The following is a 16,871-nucleotide window of genomic DNA, read 5'->3' on the forward strand; positions in this document are numbered from 1 at the left end:
GACGGGAAAGGGGGCACTCGCCCCCTAACCCTTGTGGAAGTGATCGACGATCTTCTGCGCCAGGGATTCGTTGATCCCCTCGACTGCGACCAGATCGGCCAGGCCCGCGCGGCTGACCGCCTTGGCGCTGCCGAAATGCTGAAGCAGCGCGCGCTTGCGCGCGGCGCCGACGCCCGCGATCTCGTCCAGCGGGTTCGCCATCACGGCCTTGGCGCGCTTGGCGCGATGCGTGCCGATGGCCCAGCGGTGCGCCTCGTCGCGCAGGCGCTGGATGAAATACAGCACCGGGTCGTTCATGCGCAGCGCGAAGGGGCGGGCGCCGAAACGGTGGAATTCTTCTTTCCCGTGGTCGCGGTCCTCGCCCTTGGCGACGCCGACCATGGGGATGTCCTCGACCCCCATCTCGGCCATGATCTGGTGCACCGCGCTGACCTGGCCCGCGCCGCCGTCGATCAGCAGAAGATCGGGCCAGGCATCGGTCTGGCGGTCGGGGTCTTCCTTCAGCAGGCGGGCGAAGCGGCGGGTCAGCACCTCCTTCATCATGCCGAAGTCGTCGCCCGGGGTGATCTCGGTGCCCTTGATGTTGAACTTGCGGTATTGGCTCTTGATCCAGCCCTCGGGGCCAGCGACGACCATCCCGCCGACGGCATTGGTGCCCTGGATGTGGCTGTTGTCATAGACCTCGATCCGCTGCGGCACGGCGGGCAGGTCGAAAGCCTCGGCCAGACCCTCCAGCAGCCGTTGCTGCGCCGCGCTTTCCGACATGCGGCGGGCCAGGCTTTCGCGAGCATTGCGCAGGGCGTTCTCCACCAGTTCGGCCTTTTCGCCGCGCTGGGGCACGCCCACGGCCACCTTGCGCCCGGCCTTCTGGGTCAGGATCTCGGCCATCAGGTCCGGGTCCTCGATGCCATGCGACAGCAGGATCAGCCGGGGCGGCACCTTGCCGTCGTAGAACTGCGCCAGGAACGCCTGCATCACCTCATCGGCGGATTCGACGCCGTTGAGCTTGGGGTAGAAGTCGCGGTTGCCCCAGCTTTGATTGCCGCGGATGAAGAAGACCTGCACGCAGGCCTGCCCCCCCTCCATATGCAGCGCGATCACGTCGGCCTCGGGGACGCCGCGCGGGTTGATCGCCTGGACCGACTGCACGGCGGTCAGCGCCTTGATGCGGTCGCGCAGCGCCGCGGCGCGTTCGTATTCCATCGCCTCGGCCGCCTCGGCCATCTCGCGCGCCAGGTTGGCCTGCACGGCGGTGGACTTGCCTTGCAGGAAGCGTTCGGCATCCAGCACCAGGGCGTTGTAATCGGACTGTTCGATGCGGCCGACGCAGGGCGCGCTGCACCGCTTGATCTGGTAAAGCAGGCAGGGCCGGGTGCGACTGCTGAATGTCGCATCGGTGCAGCTGCGCAGCAGGAACACCCGCTGCAACTGGTTCAGCGTCCGGTTCACCGCACCCGCGCTGGCGAAGGGGCCGTAGTAGTCGCCCTTTTCCGACTTGGCGCCGCGATGCTTCTTGATCTGGGCAAAGGGGTGCGACTTGGCGACCAGGATGTTCGGGAAGGACTTGTCGTCGCGCAACAGCACGTTGTAGCGGGGCTTCAGTTGCTTGATGAGGTTCTGTTCCAGCAGCAGCGCCTCGGTTTCCGTGCGCGTGGTCAGAAACATCATCGAGGCGGTTTCGCGGATCATCCGCGCGATGCGCCCCGAATGGCCGCTGCCGCGCGCATAGTTCGAGACGCGCGCCCGCAGATTGCGGGCCTTGCCGACGTAAAGCACGGCCCCCTGCGCATCCAGCATCCGATAGACCCCCGGCGAGCCGTCGAGCGTCTTCAGATAGTCCTGGATCAGCGCCTGGCCTGTCTTGGGGGGCTTTTCTGGGGTGGAATCGGTCATGGTCGTTCAGGAAATGATTCTGGGTCCGCGCTGCAAGGTCCGGGTGCGGAATTCAAGCGGAATCCTGTCCACGGAATCTGGGGATAAGTCTGTGAGTCTCCGTGGGACCAGCATGGCGCGAGCGAGCATTTGTTGGGGTTTGCTTGGCCTGCGTAAATTTTAGGCAGGAAATCAGCACGTTGATTTTCAATGATATTTTTCATTCTGGCAACAATGTGCTGAATCCGTTGGAGGAATCGTAAAGAAATTACGACAGCTGTCCCGCAGGTGGACAAGTAGGGGCGCCCGGACCATGCGGGCGCCACCGTCATTTCCAGCGGATGCCCAGCAGGCGGGCGATCAGCCGGCGCACGCCGGGCCCCGCTGCCAGCGCCAGGGCGATGAGGATCAGCAGGCACAGCAGGACGGTCTTGATCATGCGCCAGTCCCGAATCGCGCAAAGGCCGCGCGTTCCTCAAGGCTGTCCATCACGTCGCCCGCCGACAGGCCAAAGCGGCGCAGCAGCGGTACGCGCTGGCCATAGGGCAGGAAGCGGACCGTGTCGCCGTAAAGCGCGCGCATCCGGGGCACCAGATGGGCGATGCCATCCGCCAGGCCCAGCTCCACCGCCTCGCGCCCGGTCCAGATCTCGCCGGTGAACAGGTCGCGGTCGGCGGCCAGCCGGGTGCCGCGCCGCGCGCGGACGTGATCCTTGAACGCTTCGTGGATCGGGAGCAGCAGACGGTTCAGCCGCTCGACATCCTCGGGGGTTTCGGGGCGGAATGGGTCCAGCATGGACTTGGACCGGCCGGCGGTGTGGACGCGGCGCTGGATGCCCCAGCGCTCGATCAACTCGTGAAAGCCGAAGCCCGCCGAAATCACCCCGATCGAGCCCAGGACCGAGCTTTCGTCCGCCCAGACATGATCCGCGCTGGAGGCCAGCCAGTAGCCGCCCGAGGCCGCCATGTCCTCGACAAAGGCGTGGACGGGAACCTTGCGTTCCTCGGACAGGCGGCGGATGCAGGCGCCGATCAGGCTGGACTGCACCGGCGAGCCGCCGGGCGAATTGACCGCCAGCGCCACGGCGACGGGTTTCTTGCGCTTGAAGGCGCGTTCCAGCACCGGGGCCAGGCCGGCATCCGTCATGCCGCCCCCGCGCGAGGCCATGCCGATCACGCCCTGCAGCCGGATCACGGCGACATGCGGCGCAGGGTTCAGAAGACGGTTCAGGAAGGGGATTTTCATGGCTGTCAGATAGGCATGGAACGGGCGTTCGGCAAGTTCATGCGCCGTCTTTCGCTTGGGCCTGCGCGGCCAGAAACGCCATGACCTCGGCCCGGTCGGGCATGGCGTCGCCCGCGCCCGGTCGCGTGACCTGGATCGCCGACGCCGCCGCCGCATGGCGCAGCGCGGTCGCCGCATCCTCGCCCCGGTCAAGCCCGGCGGCGAACCAGCCGGCAAAGCAGTCGCCCGCGCCGGTCGTATCCACCGCCTTGACCGCAAAGGCCGGCTGGCGCAGCACGCTGCCGGTCGCCATGTCGCGGTATTCGGCCCCTTCGGCGCCTTTGGTGATCAGCAGGCCCTCGATCGGCAGGTCCTCGCCCAGGGCGGCAAAGGTCTGGCGCGCTTCGCCCGCGTTCACCGCCAGAATCGAGACATGGGGCAGGACCAGGCGCAGCGCCGCCAGATCGAAGGGGGCGGCGGAATAGATCACGCGGGCGCCGGCGGCCCGGGCCTGCGCCGCTGCCTGGGGTTGCAGGCTGGTTTCGTTCTGCGCCAGCAGGATATCGCCCGGGCCGATGCCGGACAGGCCGCGCGCCAGCACCTCGGGCGGCAGGGCCACGTTCGCGCCGCCATGGACGACGATGCAGTTCTCGGCCGTCCGGTCGATCAGGATGATGGCATGGCCGGTGACATGGTCGGGCAGGCGGGCGATGGCCCCGGTCTCGACCCCGGCCATGGCAAGCCGGTCGTGCACCCAGTCGTCGGCGGGTCCGGTCGCCCCCAGGTGCACCACCCTGGCGCCGGCGCGGGCGGCCGCGACCGACTGGTTGGCGCCCTTGCCGCCCAGGCCCAGGGCGTGGTCCAGCGCATGGATCGTCTCGCCCGCGCGGGGCAGTTCGGCCAGCCGATAGACATGGTCGATGTTGATCGAACCGAGGTTGTAGATGGTCATTGCGCGCTCCCGCCCCTTGGGACGCATCCAAGCGGCAGGCGGCCTCCTTGTCCAGCGGGCGCGCGCCGGAAAATGCGCGATGTCCCGCCGCCAAACGAAAAACGCGCCCCGAAGGGGGGCGCGCTTTCCTTGAGTCGGGACTGTCCTATTCGGGCTTGCGGGTGCCGTGCTTGATCCGCCACCACAGCTTCTGTTGGTCAGATACAGCAGCGAGGCCAGCACGATCAGGAAGATGACCGAGACGAAGCCCACCTGCTTGCGGTCCATCATCTTCGGCTCGGCCGTCCACATCAGGAAGGCTGCGACGTCGCGGGCCATCTGGTCCACACTCGCCTCGGTCCCGTCCTCATAGGTGACCTGGCCGTCGGACAGCGGCGGCGGCATCTTGATCCAGCCGGTCGAGAAGGCGGCGTTGTGATAGAAGGTGCTGCCCGCCTCTTCCTTTTCCTCGCCGTTGTAGCCCGCGAGGATCGCATGGATGTACTCCGGCCCGCCGATGCCCCGGAACAGCTGCGACAGGCCCGAGCCGTAAGGCCCATGGAAGCCGGCGCGCCCCTTGGCCATCAGCGACAGGTCCGGGCCCATGCCCTCGCCCGAAACGGTCGGGAAATGGTCGGTCGGCGTGCGCGGACGCTCCTCTCCGGTTTCGGCGTCCATGATGGTCAGGTTGGCCGCATAGGCGCGGACCTGATCCTCGGGCAGGCCGGGGCCGCCGGGGTCGCCCAGCGTGCGCAGCGGCACATAGCGCAGCCCGTGGCAGGCCGAACAGACCTCGGTATAGACCTGCAACCCGCGCTGCAGCTGGAACTGATCGAACCTGCCGAACGGCCCCTCGAAGCTGAACGAGATGTCCTCGATATGGGGCGCGGCATGGCCGCCGGCGGCTTCGCCCTCGGCCTCGGCATGGCCACCCGCGGCCTCGCCCGGCGCGGGGGGTTCTGCCGGGGGCTCACCCCCGCTCTCGACCGGCGTGTCGGCGGCGGATTCGGCGGCGGGCGCCGGGGTTTCGACCACGGTGCCGGTCTGGCCCGCAGCTTCGCCCGCTGCGGGTTCGGTGGCCGCTTCGGCTGCGGTTTCAGCGGCCGCAGGCTGCTCGCCAGCGGTTTCGGCCGAAGCGTCGGGCGCCGGAGCCTCGGGCGCAGCGGCGGCGGGCGCGTCGGCTGCCGGAGCCTGGTCCTCGTCCATCGCGGGGGTTTCACCCGCGCTGTCCGGTGCAGGTTGCGAGGCGGTTTCCGACGCCCCCGCCTCGGGCAGCGGAGCCGCGTTCTCGGCGGCGGTTGCCGCCTCGCCCTCGGGGGCGGTGGGCTCGGCAGCCGGCTTGGCGGTCTGGGGTTCCGTGGACTGCGGTTCGGCGGCCTGCGGTTCGTCCGTCTGCGGCTCGGCGGTCAGCGGAGCCTCGGCGGCATTCGTCGGCGTGTCGGTCGGCGCCTCGGCGCCGGTCGTGCCGCTCTGGTTGGCGCCGGTGCCGGTCTGACCCGGCGCGGCGGGTGCCTCGGATGTCGTGGAGGTCCCGGCGGTGCCGCCCGCCCCGGGCTGGGGCGCTGGCGTCCCGGCCGGGGCCGGGGACGCGGGGGTCGCCTGGTCCGTTGCGGTCCCGTCTTGCGCCAGGGCGGCGCCCGACAGCGCAAGGGTCAGGGCCGCAACAGCCGCGAGCGGTGCGTTTCTCAGCGTCATGTTGCCTCTCCTTACTCGGCCGGATGGGTGTTCGCGCCGTAATGGGCGTTGAAGTCTTCCTCGATGGTCGAGGGCATCGGCTCGGGCTTTTCGATGACGCCGAGGATCGGCAGGATCACCAGGAAATAGGCGAACCAGTAGGCCGAGCCGAACAGGGCGATATAGGGATATATCCCCTCGGCGGGCATGGCCCCGACCCACATCAGCACGACGAAATCCACCGCCAGCAGCCAGTACCACCACTTGAACAGCGGCCGGAACCGGCCCGAGCGCACCCGCGAGGTGTCAAGCCAAGGCACCAGCGCCAGCACCAGGATGGCGCCGAACATCGCCAGCACGCCGAAGAACTTGGCGTCGATGATGCCGAAGGACAGCCAGTTGACCAGCATCACCACCCAGACATCGGCGGTGAAGGCGCGCAGGATCGCGTAGAAGGGCAGGAAATACCATTCCGGCACGATATGGGCCGGCGTGGCCAGCGGGTTCGCCTCGATATAGTTGTCGGGGTGGCCCAGATAGTTCGGCATGAAGCCGACGACGGCGAAGAAGATGACCAGGACGATGGCCAGGCCCACCAGGTCCTTGACCACGAAATAGGGCCAGAAGGGCAGCGTGTCCTTTTGCGCCTCGGCCTTCGAGCTGCGGCGCACCTCGACCCCGGTGGGGTTGTTGTTGCCGGTGGTGTGGAAGGACCAGATATGCACGATCACCAGCGCCGCGATCACGAAGGGCAGCAGATAGTGCAGCGAGAAGAAGCGGTTCAGCGTGGCGTTGTCGACCGCCGGGCCGCCCAGCAGCCAGGTCTGGATCGATTCCCCGATGCCCGGAATGGCGCCGAAGAGGCCGGTGATGACGGTCGCGCCCCAGAAGGACATCTGTCCCCAGGGCAGCACATAGCCCATGAAGGCGGTGCCCATCATGCACAGATAGATCAGCATGCCGACGATCCAGGTCACTTCGCGCGGGGCCTTGTAGGAGCCGTAGTAGAGGCCGCGGAAGATGTGGATATAGACCGCCAGGAAGAACAGCGAGGCGCCGTTCGCATGCAGATAGCGCAGCATGTAGCCGCCGTTCACGTCGCGCATGATGTGTTCGACGCTGGCGAAGGCCAGGTCCATATGGGGAGTGTAGTGCATGACCAGCACCACGCCGGTCGCGATCTGCATGACCAGGCAAAAGGCCAGCACGATGCCCCAGATCCACCACCAGTTCAGGTTCTTGGGGGTGGGGATCATGATCGTGTCGTAGATCAGGCCAAGGACCGGCAGGCGGCGGTGCAGCCAGCGCTCGGGCGCGGTCTTGGGTTCGTAATGGTCGTGGGGAATTCCGGCCATCTTGCGCTCCTCAGCCCAGCTGGATGGTGGTGTCGTTCACGAAAGCGGCGACGGGAATGTGCAGGTTCTGCGGAGCCGGGCCTTTGCGGATGCGGCCGGCAGTGTCGTAGTGCGAGCCGTGGCAGGGGCAGAACCAGCCGCCGAAATCGCCTGCGCCGTCGCCGATGGGAACGCAACCCAGGTGCGTGCAGACCCCCAGCATCACCAGCCATTCGCCGTTCTCGTCCAGCGTGCGGTTCTGGTCCAGGGCGGATTCGTCCGGCTTGTTGGCGTTTTCCGCGTTCTGGTCGATCAGCTCGTTCAGCTGGACCTGGCGGCCGGCCTCGATTTCTTCCGGGGTCCGGCGGCGGATGAACACGGGCTTGCCCAGCCATTTCACCGTCAGCTGGGTTCCCGTCTCGATCCCGCTGACATCGACCTGGATCGAGGAGAGCGCCTGCACGTCGGCCGAAGGGTTCATCTGGTTGACAAGGGTCCAGGCTGCGGCACCCGCTGCGATCGTGCCGGCGCCGGCCGTCGCGAAATAGAGGAAATCCCTCCGGGTGGTGCCGTGGTCGCCTACGTGGTCGTCTGCGTGGGACACGGGTTCATCTCCATTAACGCGCCCGTCTCCGGGCGATATGACGGAGTGGGCCGTGCATGCGCACTTCCCCCCCCTTGGCAGAGGTTGTAGCGATCAAAATCTTGTCAGTCCAGATTGGCCCCGGCCGCGGCCTGCAGCAAATCAGCGCAGGTGTGGGATTTTGGCTGCGCGCCGCCATGCCGCCGACCTCGCACGGCATAAGTCACGGCCGCCCGAAGCTTGTCCCGGAGTGCCGGCCGGGACAGGACGCAGGCCGGACGGATCACAGCAGCCCCTCGGCCCGAAAGCTCAGTTCGCGCGCCTTGCCGATGATGAGATGGTCGTGCACCGTCATCCCCATGACCTCGGCCGCGGCGACGATGCGGTTCGTCATGGTGATGTCCGCCTGCGAGGGCGTGGGATCGCCCGACGGATGGTTGTGGACCAGAATCAGGGCGCTGGCCGTCAGCTCCAGCGCGCGGCGCATGATTTCGCGCGGATAGACCGGGACGTGGTCGACGGTGCCGCGGGCCTGCTCCTCGTCCGCGATCAGCACGTTCTTGCGGTCGAGGTACAGCACCCGGAACTCCTCGATCTCGCGATGCGCCATGGCGGTGTGGCAGTAGTCCAGCAGCGCGTCCCAGCTGGTCAGCACCGGCCGGTGCATCACGCGCGACCGCGCCAGGCGCTGCGCCGCCGCCTCGACGATCTTGAGTTCCTGGACCACGGCGGGCCCCACCCCCGGCACCTCGGCCAGCCGGAGGACGGGGGCCGAGAGCACCCGGTTGAAGTCCCCGAAGCGGTCGATCAGCCGCCGCGCCAGGGGTTTGACGTCCTGGCGCGGGATGGCGCGGAAGAGGACCAGTTCCAGCAGTTCGTAATCGGGCATCGCGCCCGCGCCGCCCTGCATGAAACGGTCGCGCAGCCGGGCACGGTGGTCCGAGATATAGCTGGGCAGCCGGGCGCCGCGGGCCAGGGGCGCACCCCCGGCCTGCGGCACCTCATCCGCCGCGGTTCCTGGGCCGGGGCTGGGAAAAAGTGGAAGCGGCGCTTCCTGAAATGAGCGATTCGGGTCCATGCCGCGATGCTGCCACGGCAAGGGTAAACGGGCGGTTAACGCGCGCCTGTCAGCCCTTCATCTCGTCCCAGAACCCCTTGATCTTTTGGAAAAAACCTTGGGTTTCCGGACTGTTGTCGGCCTTGATCCCCTCGAACTCGCGCAGCAGCTCGCGCTGCCGGGCGGTCAGGTTCACCGGGGTTTCCACCGACAGCTCGATCAGCATGTCGCCCGATTCGCCGTTCATGCCGGGGCCGTGGCGCAGGGGCGGCATGCCCTTGCCCCGCAGCCGCAACTGGCGGCCCGACTGGGTGCCAGGCGGGATCTTGACGCGCGAGCGGCCGCCGTCGATGGTCGGCACCTCGATCTCGCCGCCCAGGGCCGCGGTGACCATGCTGACCGGCACCTGGCAGGCCAGCATCTTGCCGTCGCGCATGAAGATGGCGTGGTCCTTGACCTCGATGAAAATGTAAAGGTCGCCCGCAGGTCCGCCGCGCATGCCGGCATCACCCTCGCCGGCCAGACGGATGCGGGTTCCGGTCTCCACCCCGGCGGGGATGTTGACCGACAGCGTGCGTTCCTTTTCGACGCGGCCGGCGCCATGGCATTCCCGGCAGGGATTCTTGACGATCTGGCCCTGGCCGTTGCAGGTCGGACAGGTGCGCTCGACGGTGAAGAAACCTTGGCTGGCGCGAACCTTGCCCATGCCGGAGCAGGTCGGGCAGGTCGCGGGCTCGACCGCGCCCTCGGCGCCGGTGCCCTCGCAGGCGGCGCAGGCGACCGAGCCGGGCACGGTGATCGCCTTTTGCGCGCCGGTGAAGGCCTCTTCCAGCGTCACCCGCAGGTTATAGCGCAGATCCTGGCCGCGGCTTGCGCGCGACCGGCTGCCGCCGCCCTGGCGGCGCCCCATCATGTCGCCGAACAGGTCCTCGAAGACATCGGCAAAGGCCGAGCCGAAATCGGGATGGGCCTGGCCGCCGCGGGTGCCGAAGCCGCCGCCGTTTTCGAAGGCCGCGTGGCCGAAGCGGTCGTAGGCCGCCTTCTTCTGATCGTCCTTGAGACAATCATAGGCTTCGTTCACTTCCTTGAACGCCGCCTCGGACACCTTGCAGTCCTTGTTCCGGTCGGGGTGAAGCTGCTTTGCCTTGGCGCGGTAGGCCTTCTTGATCTCGTCGGCCGAGGCGCCCCGAGTCACACCCAGAACTTCGTAGTAGTCACGTTTCGCCATGTCGATCGCGTCCGGGGTCCTTCAAGAGAAAGCCGGCCCGCGCGGGTTGCGCAGCGGGCCGGCTGGGTTCTTCATCGGCGCTTACTTGCGCTTGTCGCCGCCGAGATCCTCGAAGTCGGCGTCCACGATCTCGTCGTCATCGCGGCCGCGCGACCGGGGCTCGTCGGCCTCGGCGCCTTCTTCACCCGGCTGGCTGGCCTTGTAGATGGCCTCGCCCAGCTTCATCGAAGCGTCCATCAGGTTCTGGATGCCGCCCTTGATCTTGCCGGCGTCCTCGGTCTTGACCGCATCCTCCAGCGCGCCGACGGCCAGTTCGATCGCCTCGACGGTCGAGCCGTCGACCTTGTCGCCGTGCTCTTCCAGCGATTTCTTGGTCGAATGGATCAGGCTTTCGGCCTGGTTCTTGGCCTCGACCAGTTCCTTGCGCTTCTTGTCAGCTTCGGCGTTGGCCTCGGCGTCCTTGACCATCTTCTCGATATCCGCGTCCGACAGACCGCCCGACGCCTGGATGGTGATGTTCTGCTGCTTGCCGGTGCCCTTGTCCTTGGCGCTGACCGAGACGATGCCGTTCGCGTCGATGTCGAAGGTCACCTCGATCTGCGGCATGCCGCGCGGCGCCGGGGGGATGTCCTCCAGATTGAACTGGCCCAGCAGCTTGTTGTCCGAGGCCATTTCGCGCTCACCCTGGAAGACCCGGATGGTCACGGCGTTCTGGTTGTCCTCGGCGGTCGAGAAGATCTGCGACTTCTTGGTCGGGATCGTGGTGTTGCGGTCAATCAGCCGGGTGAAGACCCCGCCCAGCGTCTCGATGCCCAGGGACAGCGGCGTCACGTCCAGCAGCACCACGTCCTTGACGTCGCCCTGCAGCACGCCCGCCTGGATGGCGGCGCCCAGCGCCACGACCTCGTCGGGGTTCACGCCCTTGTGCGGCTCCTTGCCGAAGAAGGCGGTCACTTCCTCGACCACCTTGGGCATCCGGGTCATGCCGCCGACCAGGACGATCTCGTCGATGTCGCCCTTGGACATGCCGGCATCCTTCAGCGCGTCCTGGACGGGCTTCATGGTGCGCTTGATCAGATCGCCGACCAGGCTTTCCAGCTTGGCGCGGGTCAGCTTCATGACCAGGTGCAGCGGCGTGCCCGAGTCGCGGTCCATCGAGATGAACGGCTGGTTGATCTCGGTCTGGCTCGAGCTCGACAGCTCGATCTTGGCCTTCTCGGCGGCTTCCTTCAGCCGCTGCAGCGCCATCTTGTCCTTGGTCAGGTCGACGCCGTGTTCCTTCTTGAACTCGTCGGCCAGGTAGTTGACGATGCGCATGTCGAAGTCTTCACCGCCCAGGAACGTGTCCCCGTTGGTGGATTTCACCTCGAACAGGCCGTCGTCGATCTCCAGGATGGTGATGTCGAAGGTGCCGCCGCCAAGGTCATAGACGGCGATGGTCTTGCTGTCCTTCTTGTCCAGGCCGTAGGCCAGCGCGGCCGCGGTCGGCTCGTTGATGATGCGCAGCACTTCCAGGCCCGCGATCTTGCCGGCGTCCTTGGTGGCCTGACGCTGGGCGTCGTTGAAATAGGCGGGCACCGTGATGACGGCCTGCGTCACCGGCTCGCCCAGATAGGATTCGGCGGTTTCCTTCATCTTCTGCAGGATGAAGGCCGACACCTGGCTGGGCGAATACTTCTCGCCCCGGACCTCGACCCAGGCGTCGCCATTGCCGCCGTCGACGATGGCATAGGGGACGAGCTTCTTGTCCTTTTCGACTTCCGGGTCGGTGGTGCGGCGGCCGATCAGGCGCTTGACCGCGAAGATAGTGTTCGAGGGGTTGGTGACCGCCTGGCGTTTCGCGGGCTGGCCGACCAGGCGTTCGCTGTCGGTGAAGCCGACGATCGAAGGCGTCGTGCGCGCGCCTTCCGAGTTCTCGATAACCTTGGGCTGGCTGCCGTCCATGATGGCGACGCAGCTGTTGGTGGTCCCGAGGTCGATGCCGATGACTTTAGACATGCAGTAACCTTTCTTGCGGCGATATTCTGGGCCTTGGGTCCTCAAGCGGCCCCCGAAGCCCGATCCCTTGGATTTCATCGGAGGGCCAGGCCCTTCCGAACTCTGTGGGGCTATATAGGAAGGCCGCAAACGGCCTGCAAGCTGAGCCTGCGGCAGAATCTGTGGCCCTTGCGCAGGGCGTCAGCGCCCCGCGAGCGTCGAGATGGAAACCGACTTGCGGCTGACGTATTCCGCCATCAGCCCGATCATCAGCAGCGCCACGATGCAGTAAAGCGGATAGCTCAACGAGGAATTGCGCGGCGAATAATTGATGAAGGCGAAGCCCCGCGTCTGGTCGATGATGTGGAACAGCGGGTTCCAGGCAAAGGCGTGCAGCATGTAAAGCGGCAGGGTGTTGGCGACGAACATCTTGCCCGAAAAGATCATGTTCATGCGCTGGTAAAAGCTGGTCAGCACCTGCGACCCTTCGGGCCACCAGGGCCGGAAGGACAGAAAGATCAGCCCGATGCAGCAGCCCGAGAACCAGGCCATCAGCAGCATCCCGTAGCAGGCCAGCGGCTTGTCGATATGCACCGGCTGGATCAGGTAGTGATAGGCCGACAGCACCACGATGGCCGAGAAGGTCTGCCGGTAAAGCGCCGCCAGGGCCGCGCCCGCCATCATGACGGCGGTGTTCATCGGCCCGTGCTTCATCATCTGGTTCGTCGGGCTGCCCGCGCCCGCGACCGCGCCGATGGCCTGGGCATGGGCCATGAACATGAAGATGCCGCTCATGATGTAGACGATGAAGTCGCCGCGGATGGGCGAGTTCCGCACGCCCAGGATCGAGAACATCAGCCAGAACCCCGCGATCATCGTGACCGCCTGCAGGACCGTCATCAAAAGGCCCACGACGGCGTTGCGCTGGCCCTTGCGCAGGTTGTTTGCGGTGATGTGATAGATCAGCGCCAGCGTTGTGAACGCGGCCTCGACCAGATTGCGGCTGCGACGCTGTGCGAACATGTCTTGCGGGATTCCCTGACTGGCATGAGGGCGGCGCTTGCCCTGCGCGATGGCTGGCATCATAAGGAAGCAAACCGCCCAATTCAATCGCCGCCACATGCCCGGCCGGCCGCGACGAAAAGGATAAACCATGCAATTCGATCGAATGATCGCCCAGATGCGCCGCCTTGCCCTGCAGGCGGGCGACGAAATCATGAAGATCTACGGGTCCGAGGATTTCGACGTGCGCGCGAAATCCGACGCCTCGCCGGTGACGGCGGCGGACGAGGCGGCGGACGCGCTGATCTCGGCCGGGCTGCGCGAGGCCTTTCCCGACATTCCGCTGGTGACCGAGGAACAGGCCGCCACGCACGGGCAAAGCCTGTCCACCTTCCTGATCGTCGATCCGCTGGACGGGACCAAGGAATTCGTGCAGCGCCGCGGCGATTTCACCGTCAACATCGCCTATGTGGAAAACGGCACGCCCCGGTTCGGCGTGGTCTATGCCCCGGCCAAGGGCCGGCTGTTCTATACCCTGGCCGAGGGCGGCTCGGTCGAGGAAAAGGCCCCCTTCGGCGATCAGCCGGGCGAGGTCACGCCGATCGGCGTCAACTCCATGCCCGACAACCGCGCGCTGATGGTCGTCGCCTCGAAATCGCACCGCGACGCGGCGACGGACGAATACATCGCCCGCTACGGCGTGCGCGACATGACCTCGGCCGGATCGTCGCTGAAGTTCTGCCTGGTCGCCACCGGCGAGGCCGACCTTTACCCGCGCCTGGGCCGCACGATGGAATGGGACACGGCGGCGGGCGACGCGGTCCTGCGCGGCGCGGGCGGGCAGGTGGTGCGGTTCGACGACCACACGCCCCTGGCCTATGGCAAGGAAGGCTTTGCCAACCCCTTCTTCATCGCCTTCGCGCCGGGCGTGCTGCTGGCGCGGGACTAGGCCCATGTCCGTCGTCATCGTGATCCCCGCGCGGCACGCCTCGACACGCTATCCGGGCAAGCCGCTGGTCGAATTGCGCGGCGCGACCGGGCAGGCCCTGACCCTGATCCGCCGCAGCTGGGAGGCCGCGCGCCAGGTCCGGGACGTGGACCGGGTGATCGTCGCCACCGACGACGAGCGTATCGCCGACCATGCCGCGGGCTTCGGGGCCGAGACCGCCATGACCTCGACCCAGGCCCGCAACGGCACCGAACGCTGCGCCGAGGCGGTGGCCAGGCTTGGCCTGACGCATGAGATCGTGGTCAACCTGCAGGGCGACGCGCCGCTGACCCCCGCCTGGTTCGTCGAGGATCTGGTCGCGGGCCTGCGGGCCGATCCGGGCGCCGACGTGGCGACGCCGGTGCTGCGCTGCTCGGGCGCGATGCGCTCGGACCTGATCGCCGACCGCGTGGCGGGGCGGGTCGGCGGCACCACGGCCGTCTTCGGCCATGACGGCCGTGCGCTTTACTTCTCCAAGGAGGTCATTCCCTTCGCGGCGGATGATTTCGGCCCCTCGGACCCGACGCCGGTGTTTCACCATGTCGGCGTCTATGCCTACCGCCCGGCCGCGCTGGCCGAATACCCCGGCTGGGGCGAGGGCCGGCTCGAGGCGCTCGAGGGGCTCGAGCAGCTGCGCTTTCTGGAGCGCGGCCGCCGCATCCTCTGCGTCGAGGTCGAAGCGCGCGGGCGCGAATTCTGGGAGCTGAACAACCCCTCGGACGTGCCGAAACTGGAAGCAATGATGCAGCGGATGGGCCTTGCCTGATGACGTGCCCGCGCTGCGGGCCAGCGTCGTCGTCGTCTCGCGGCACCGGCCCGAGGCGCTGGCGCGCTGCCTGGCCGCGCTGACCCTGCAGGACCACCCGCTGGAACTGGTGCTGGTCGCGGATCCCGGCGCGGTCGGGATCCGGCCCGACCTGCCCGCCAAGCGGGTGGCCTTCGACCGGCCCAACATCTCGCTGGCCCGCAACCTCGGGCTGGCCCGGGCGGCGGGCGATGTCGTGCTGTTCATCGACGACGACGCGCTGGCGGAACCGGGTTGGGTGCGCGATCTGGTCGCGCCCTTCGCCGACCCGCGCGTCATCGCCGCGACCGGCTTCACCCGCGGTCCCGACGGGCTGAACTGGCAGGCGCGGGCCGAGCGGATCGACGCCTCGGGACGCAGCTATCCGATCCCGGTCGACGGCCCGACCCTGCTGGCCCCGGAATGGGGCGATCCGGTCAGCACCCTGGGCACGAACTGCGCCTTTCGCCGCGATGCGCTGCTGGCAGTCGGCGGGTTCGATCCGGCTTTCGCCTATCACCTGGACGAAAGCGATGTGAACCGGCGGCTGGCCCAGGCCTTCCCGCAGGGCCTGACCGCCGTGGTGCCCGGGGCCGAGGTGATCCACGGCCTGGAGCCCGGCACCTCGCGCGCCAGCCGGGGGGTGCCGCACGACCTGCGCGCAGTGGGCCGCTCGACCGCGATCTTCGCGGCGCGCCATGGCGGCAGCGCGGACTGGCTGGCGGCCGCGCAGCGCAGGCGCCTGCTGCGGCTGATGGTGGCGGGCCGGCTGGAGCCCCGCGCCGTCGGCCGCGTGCTTGCCACCCTGCGCGCGGGCCTGGCCGAGGCGCAGGGCATGGCTCCGCCGCCGCCCGGGCCGCTTGTCCCCGATCCGCCGGCCTTCCTGCCCCTGCCGGCGCGCCCGGGCGAGGCGCTGTTTCTGGCCGGCTGGCACTGGCGCGCCCGTCCATTGCGCCGCCGCGCTGCGCAGGCGGTGGCGCAGGGCCGGCGCGTCACGCTGCTGCTGCTGACGCCCAGCGTCCTGCCGCACCGGCTGATCCTGACGCCGGGCGGCTGGTGGGAACAGCGCGGCGGCCTTTGGGGACCGTCGCGCCCGGGTGATTCTGCGCTGATGTTCTGCCGCCTGCAGGGCAGGACGGAACGGGAACGGAAGATTTTTGCCGCACTGCGGCGTTAAATGGGCGGGAAGCTGCCGTCGGGCCTTGTTCTTTTCCGGCCATTACTGGCAAAAACCGGCCATTCCCTTTGTTAAGCGATTGTTGCGCTAACGGTGGCAAAAGAGGATAAGCTTTGCCAAACTGGCGCAGACATCAGGAGACCATATTGATGAGCCGCAAAGTCACCAAGGCGATCTTCCCGGTTGCCGGCCTCGGAACCCGTTTTCTGCCTGCCACCAAAAGCGTCCCGAAAGAAATCATGACGCTGGTCGACCGCCCCCTGATCCAATATGCGATCGACGAGGCGCGCGCCGCCGGGATCGAGGAATTCATTTTCGTCACCTCGCGCGGCAAGGGCGCGCTCGAGGATTATTTCGACCATTCCCACGAACTGGAATCCAGCCTGAAAAAGGCCGGCAAGAACGACCTGCTGGATATCCTGCGGTCGACCAACATGGATTCGGGCGCCATCGCCTATGTCCGCCAGCACAAGGCCCTGGGCCTTGGCCACGCGGTCTGGTGCGCCCGCCGCCTGGTCCATGACGAACCCGTGGCCGTGATCCTGACCGACGACGTCATCATGGGCGAGCCGCCCTGCCTGCAGCAGATGATCGAGGCCTATCAGGAAACCGGCGGCACCATGGTCGCGACCATGGAGGTCCCGCTCGAAAAGACCAAGTCCTACGGCGTTCTCGACGTGGCCGAGGACATGGGCGCCATCGTGCGCGCCAAGGGCATGGTCGAAAAGCCCAAGGAAAACCCGCCCTCGAACCTGGCGGTGATCGGGCGCTACATCCTGGCCTCGACCGTCATGGAAAACCTCAACAAGCTCAAGCAGGGGGCCGGCGGCGAGATCCAGCTGACCGACGCCATCGCCGACGAGATCGAGGAGGGGCGCGACGTCTTCGGCCTGCGCTTCCGCGGCCAGCGCTTCGACTGCGGCTCGAAGGCCGGCTTCCTGCAGGCGACCGTCGCCTTCGGCCTGGCCCGGGATGAGCTCAAGGACGAATTCGCCGACTATCTGGCCGATGTCATGGCCATGCGAAAAGCCGCCGAATAA

The 16,871-nt window shown here is 67.3% G+C and carries 13 protein-coding genes; 4 read left to right on the forward strand and 9 right to left on the reverse strand.

Annotated elements, in window-relative coordinates:
• Positions 1-24 precede the first annotated feature (24 nt).
• The 9 genes from uvrC to DPM13_RS10495 all read right to left on the reverse strand — a co-directional run bounded on the left by uvrC (position 25) and on the right by DPM13_RS10495 (position 12,903).
• Entirely contained in the window at positions 25-1,893 is a 1,869-nt protein-coding gene (uvrC, locus tag DPM13_RS10450; RefSeq protein ID WP_112887976.1) for an excinuclease ABC subunit UvrC, read from the reverse strand.
• Positions 1,894-2,307: 414 nt separating this feature from the next.
• Positions 2,308-3,117, reverse strand: a complete 810-nt coding sequence (locus tag DPM13_RS10455) for a S49 family peptidase (protein ID WP_112887977.1) — start codon at positions 3,115-3,117, stop codon at positions 2,308-2,310.
• 37 nt (positions 3,118-3,154) lie between these two features.
• Entirely contained in the window at positions 3,155-5,722 is a 2,568-nt protein-coding gene (locus tag DPM13_RS26025) for a PfkB family carbohydrate kinase (protein WP_317616298.1), read from the reverse strand.
• 11 nt (positions 5,723-5,733) lie between these two features.
• On the reverse strand, positions 5,734-7,056 hold the full coding sequence (petB, locus tag DPM13_RS10470; RefSeq protein ID WP_112887978.1) for a cytochrome b: 1,323 nt from the start codon (positions 7,054-7,056) through the stop codon (positions 5,734-5,736).
• A 10-nt stretch (positions 7,057-7,066) separates the two neighbouring features.
• Complete coding sequence (gene petA / locus DPM13_RS10475) at positions 7,067-7,639, reverse strand: ubiquinol-cytochrome c reductase iron-sulfur subunit (RefSeq protein WP_028721185.1); 573 nt, start codon at positions 7,637-7,639, stop codon at positions 7,067-7,069.
• A gap of 262 nt (positions 7,640-7,901) precedes the next feature.
• Complete coding sequence (gene radC, locus DPM13_RS10480) at positions 7,902-8,696, reverse strand: RadC family protein (protein ID WP_112887979.1); 795 nt, start codon at positions 8,694-8,696, stop codon at positions 7,902-7,904.
• 49 nt (positions 8,697-8,745) lie between these two features.
• Positions 8,746-9,903 carry a molecular chaperone DnaJ gene (dnaJ, locus tag DPM13_RS10485; RefSeq protein WP_028721183.1) on the reverse strand — a complete coding sequence of 386 codons (1,158 nt, stop codon included), beginning with the start codon at positions 9,901-9,903 and terminating at the stop codon, positions 8,746-8,748.
• A gap of 81 nt (positions 9,904-9,984) precedes the next feature.
• Positions 9,985-11,901, reverse strand: a complete 1,917-nt coding sequence (gene dnaK, locus DPM13_RS10490) for a molecular chaperone DnaK (protein ID WP_028721182.1) — start codon at positions 11,899-11,901, stop codon at positions 9,985-9,987.
• A gap of 180 nt (positions 11,902-12,081) precedes the next feature.
• A complete protein-coding gene (locus tag DPM13_RS10495; protein ID WP_028721181.1) occupies positions 12,082-12,903 on the reverse strand; it encodes an ABC transporter permease in 822 nt (273 codons plus the stop codon).
• A 130-nt stretch (positions 12,904-13,033) separates the two neighbouring features.
• On the opposite strand from DPM13_RS10495, the gene cysQ reads away from it, so the two are divergent.
• The 4 genes from cysQ to DPM13_RS10515 all read left to right on the forward strand — a co-directional run bounded on the left by cysQ (position 13,034) and on the right by DPM13_RS10515 (position 16,871).
• The gene (gene cysQ / locus DPM13_RS10500) at positions 13,034-13,831 is read left to right on the forward strand and encodes a 3'(2'),5'-bisphosphate nucleotidase CysQ (RefSeq protein ID WP_028721180.1); all 798 of its coding nucleotides are present in this window, start codon (positions 13,034-13,036) and stop codon (positions 13,829-13,831) included.
• Positions 13,832-13,835: 4 nt separating this feature from the next.
• Positions 13,836-14,636 (forward strand): 3-deoxy-manno-octulosonate cytidylyltransferase, encoded by an 801-nt coding sequence (locus DPM13_RS10505; protein ID WP_028721179.1) that lies wholly within the window; start codon positions 13,836-13,838, stop codon positions 14,634-14,636.
• Complete coding sequence (locus tag DPM13_RS10510; RefSeq protein WP_112887980.1) at positions 14,629-15,831, forward strand: glycosyltransferase family 2 protein; 1,203 nt, start codon at positions 14,629-14,631, stop codon at positions 15,829-15,831. Before DPM13_RS10505 ends, DPM13_RS10510 begins: the two co-directional genes overlap by 8 nt.
• 149 nt (positions 15,832-15,980) lie before the next feature.
• Positions 15,981-16,871: a UTP--glucose-1-phosphate uridylyltransferase gene (locus tag DPM13_RS10515; protein ID WP_028721177.1), complete on the forward strand. Its 891-nt coding sequence runs from the start codon at positions 15,981-15,983 to the stop codon at positions 16,869-16,871.

The organism is Paracoccus mutanolyticus, from assembly GCF_003285265.1.
Classification (GTDB): domain Bacteria; phylum Pseudomonadota; class Alphaproteobacteria; order Rhodobacterales; family Rhodobacteraceae; genus Paracoccus; species Paracoccus yeei.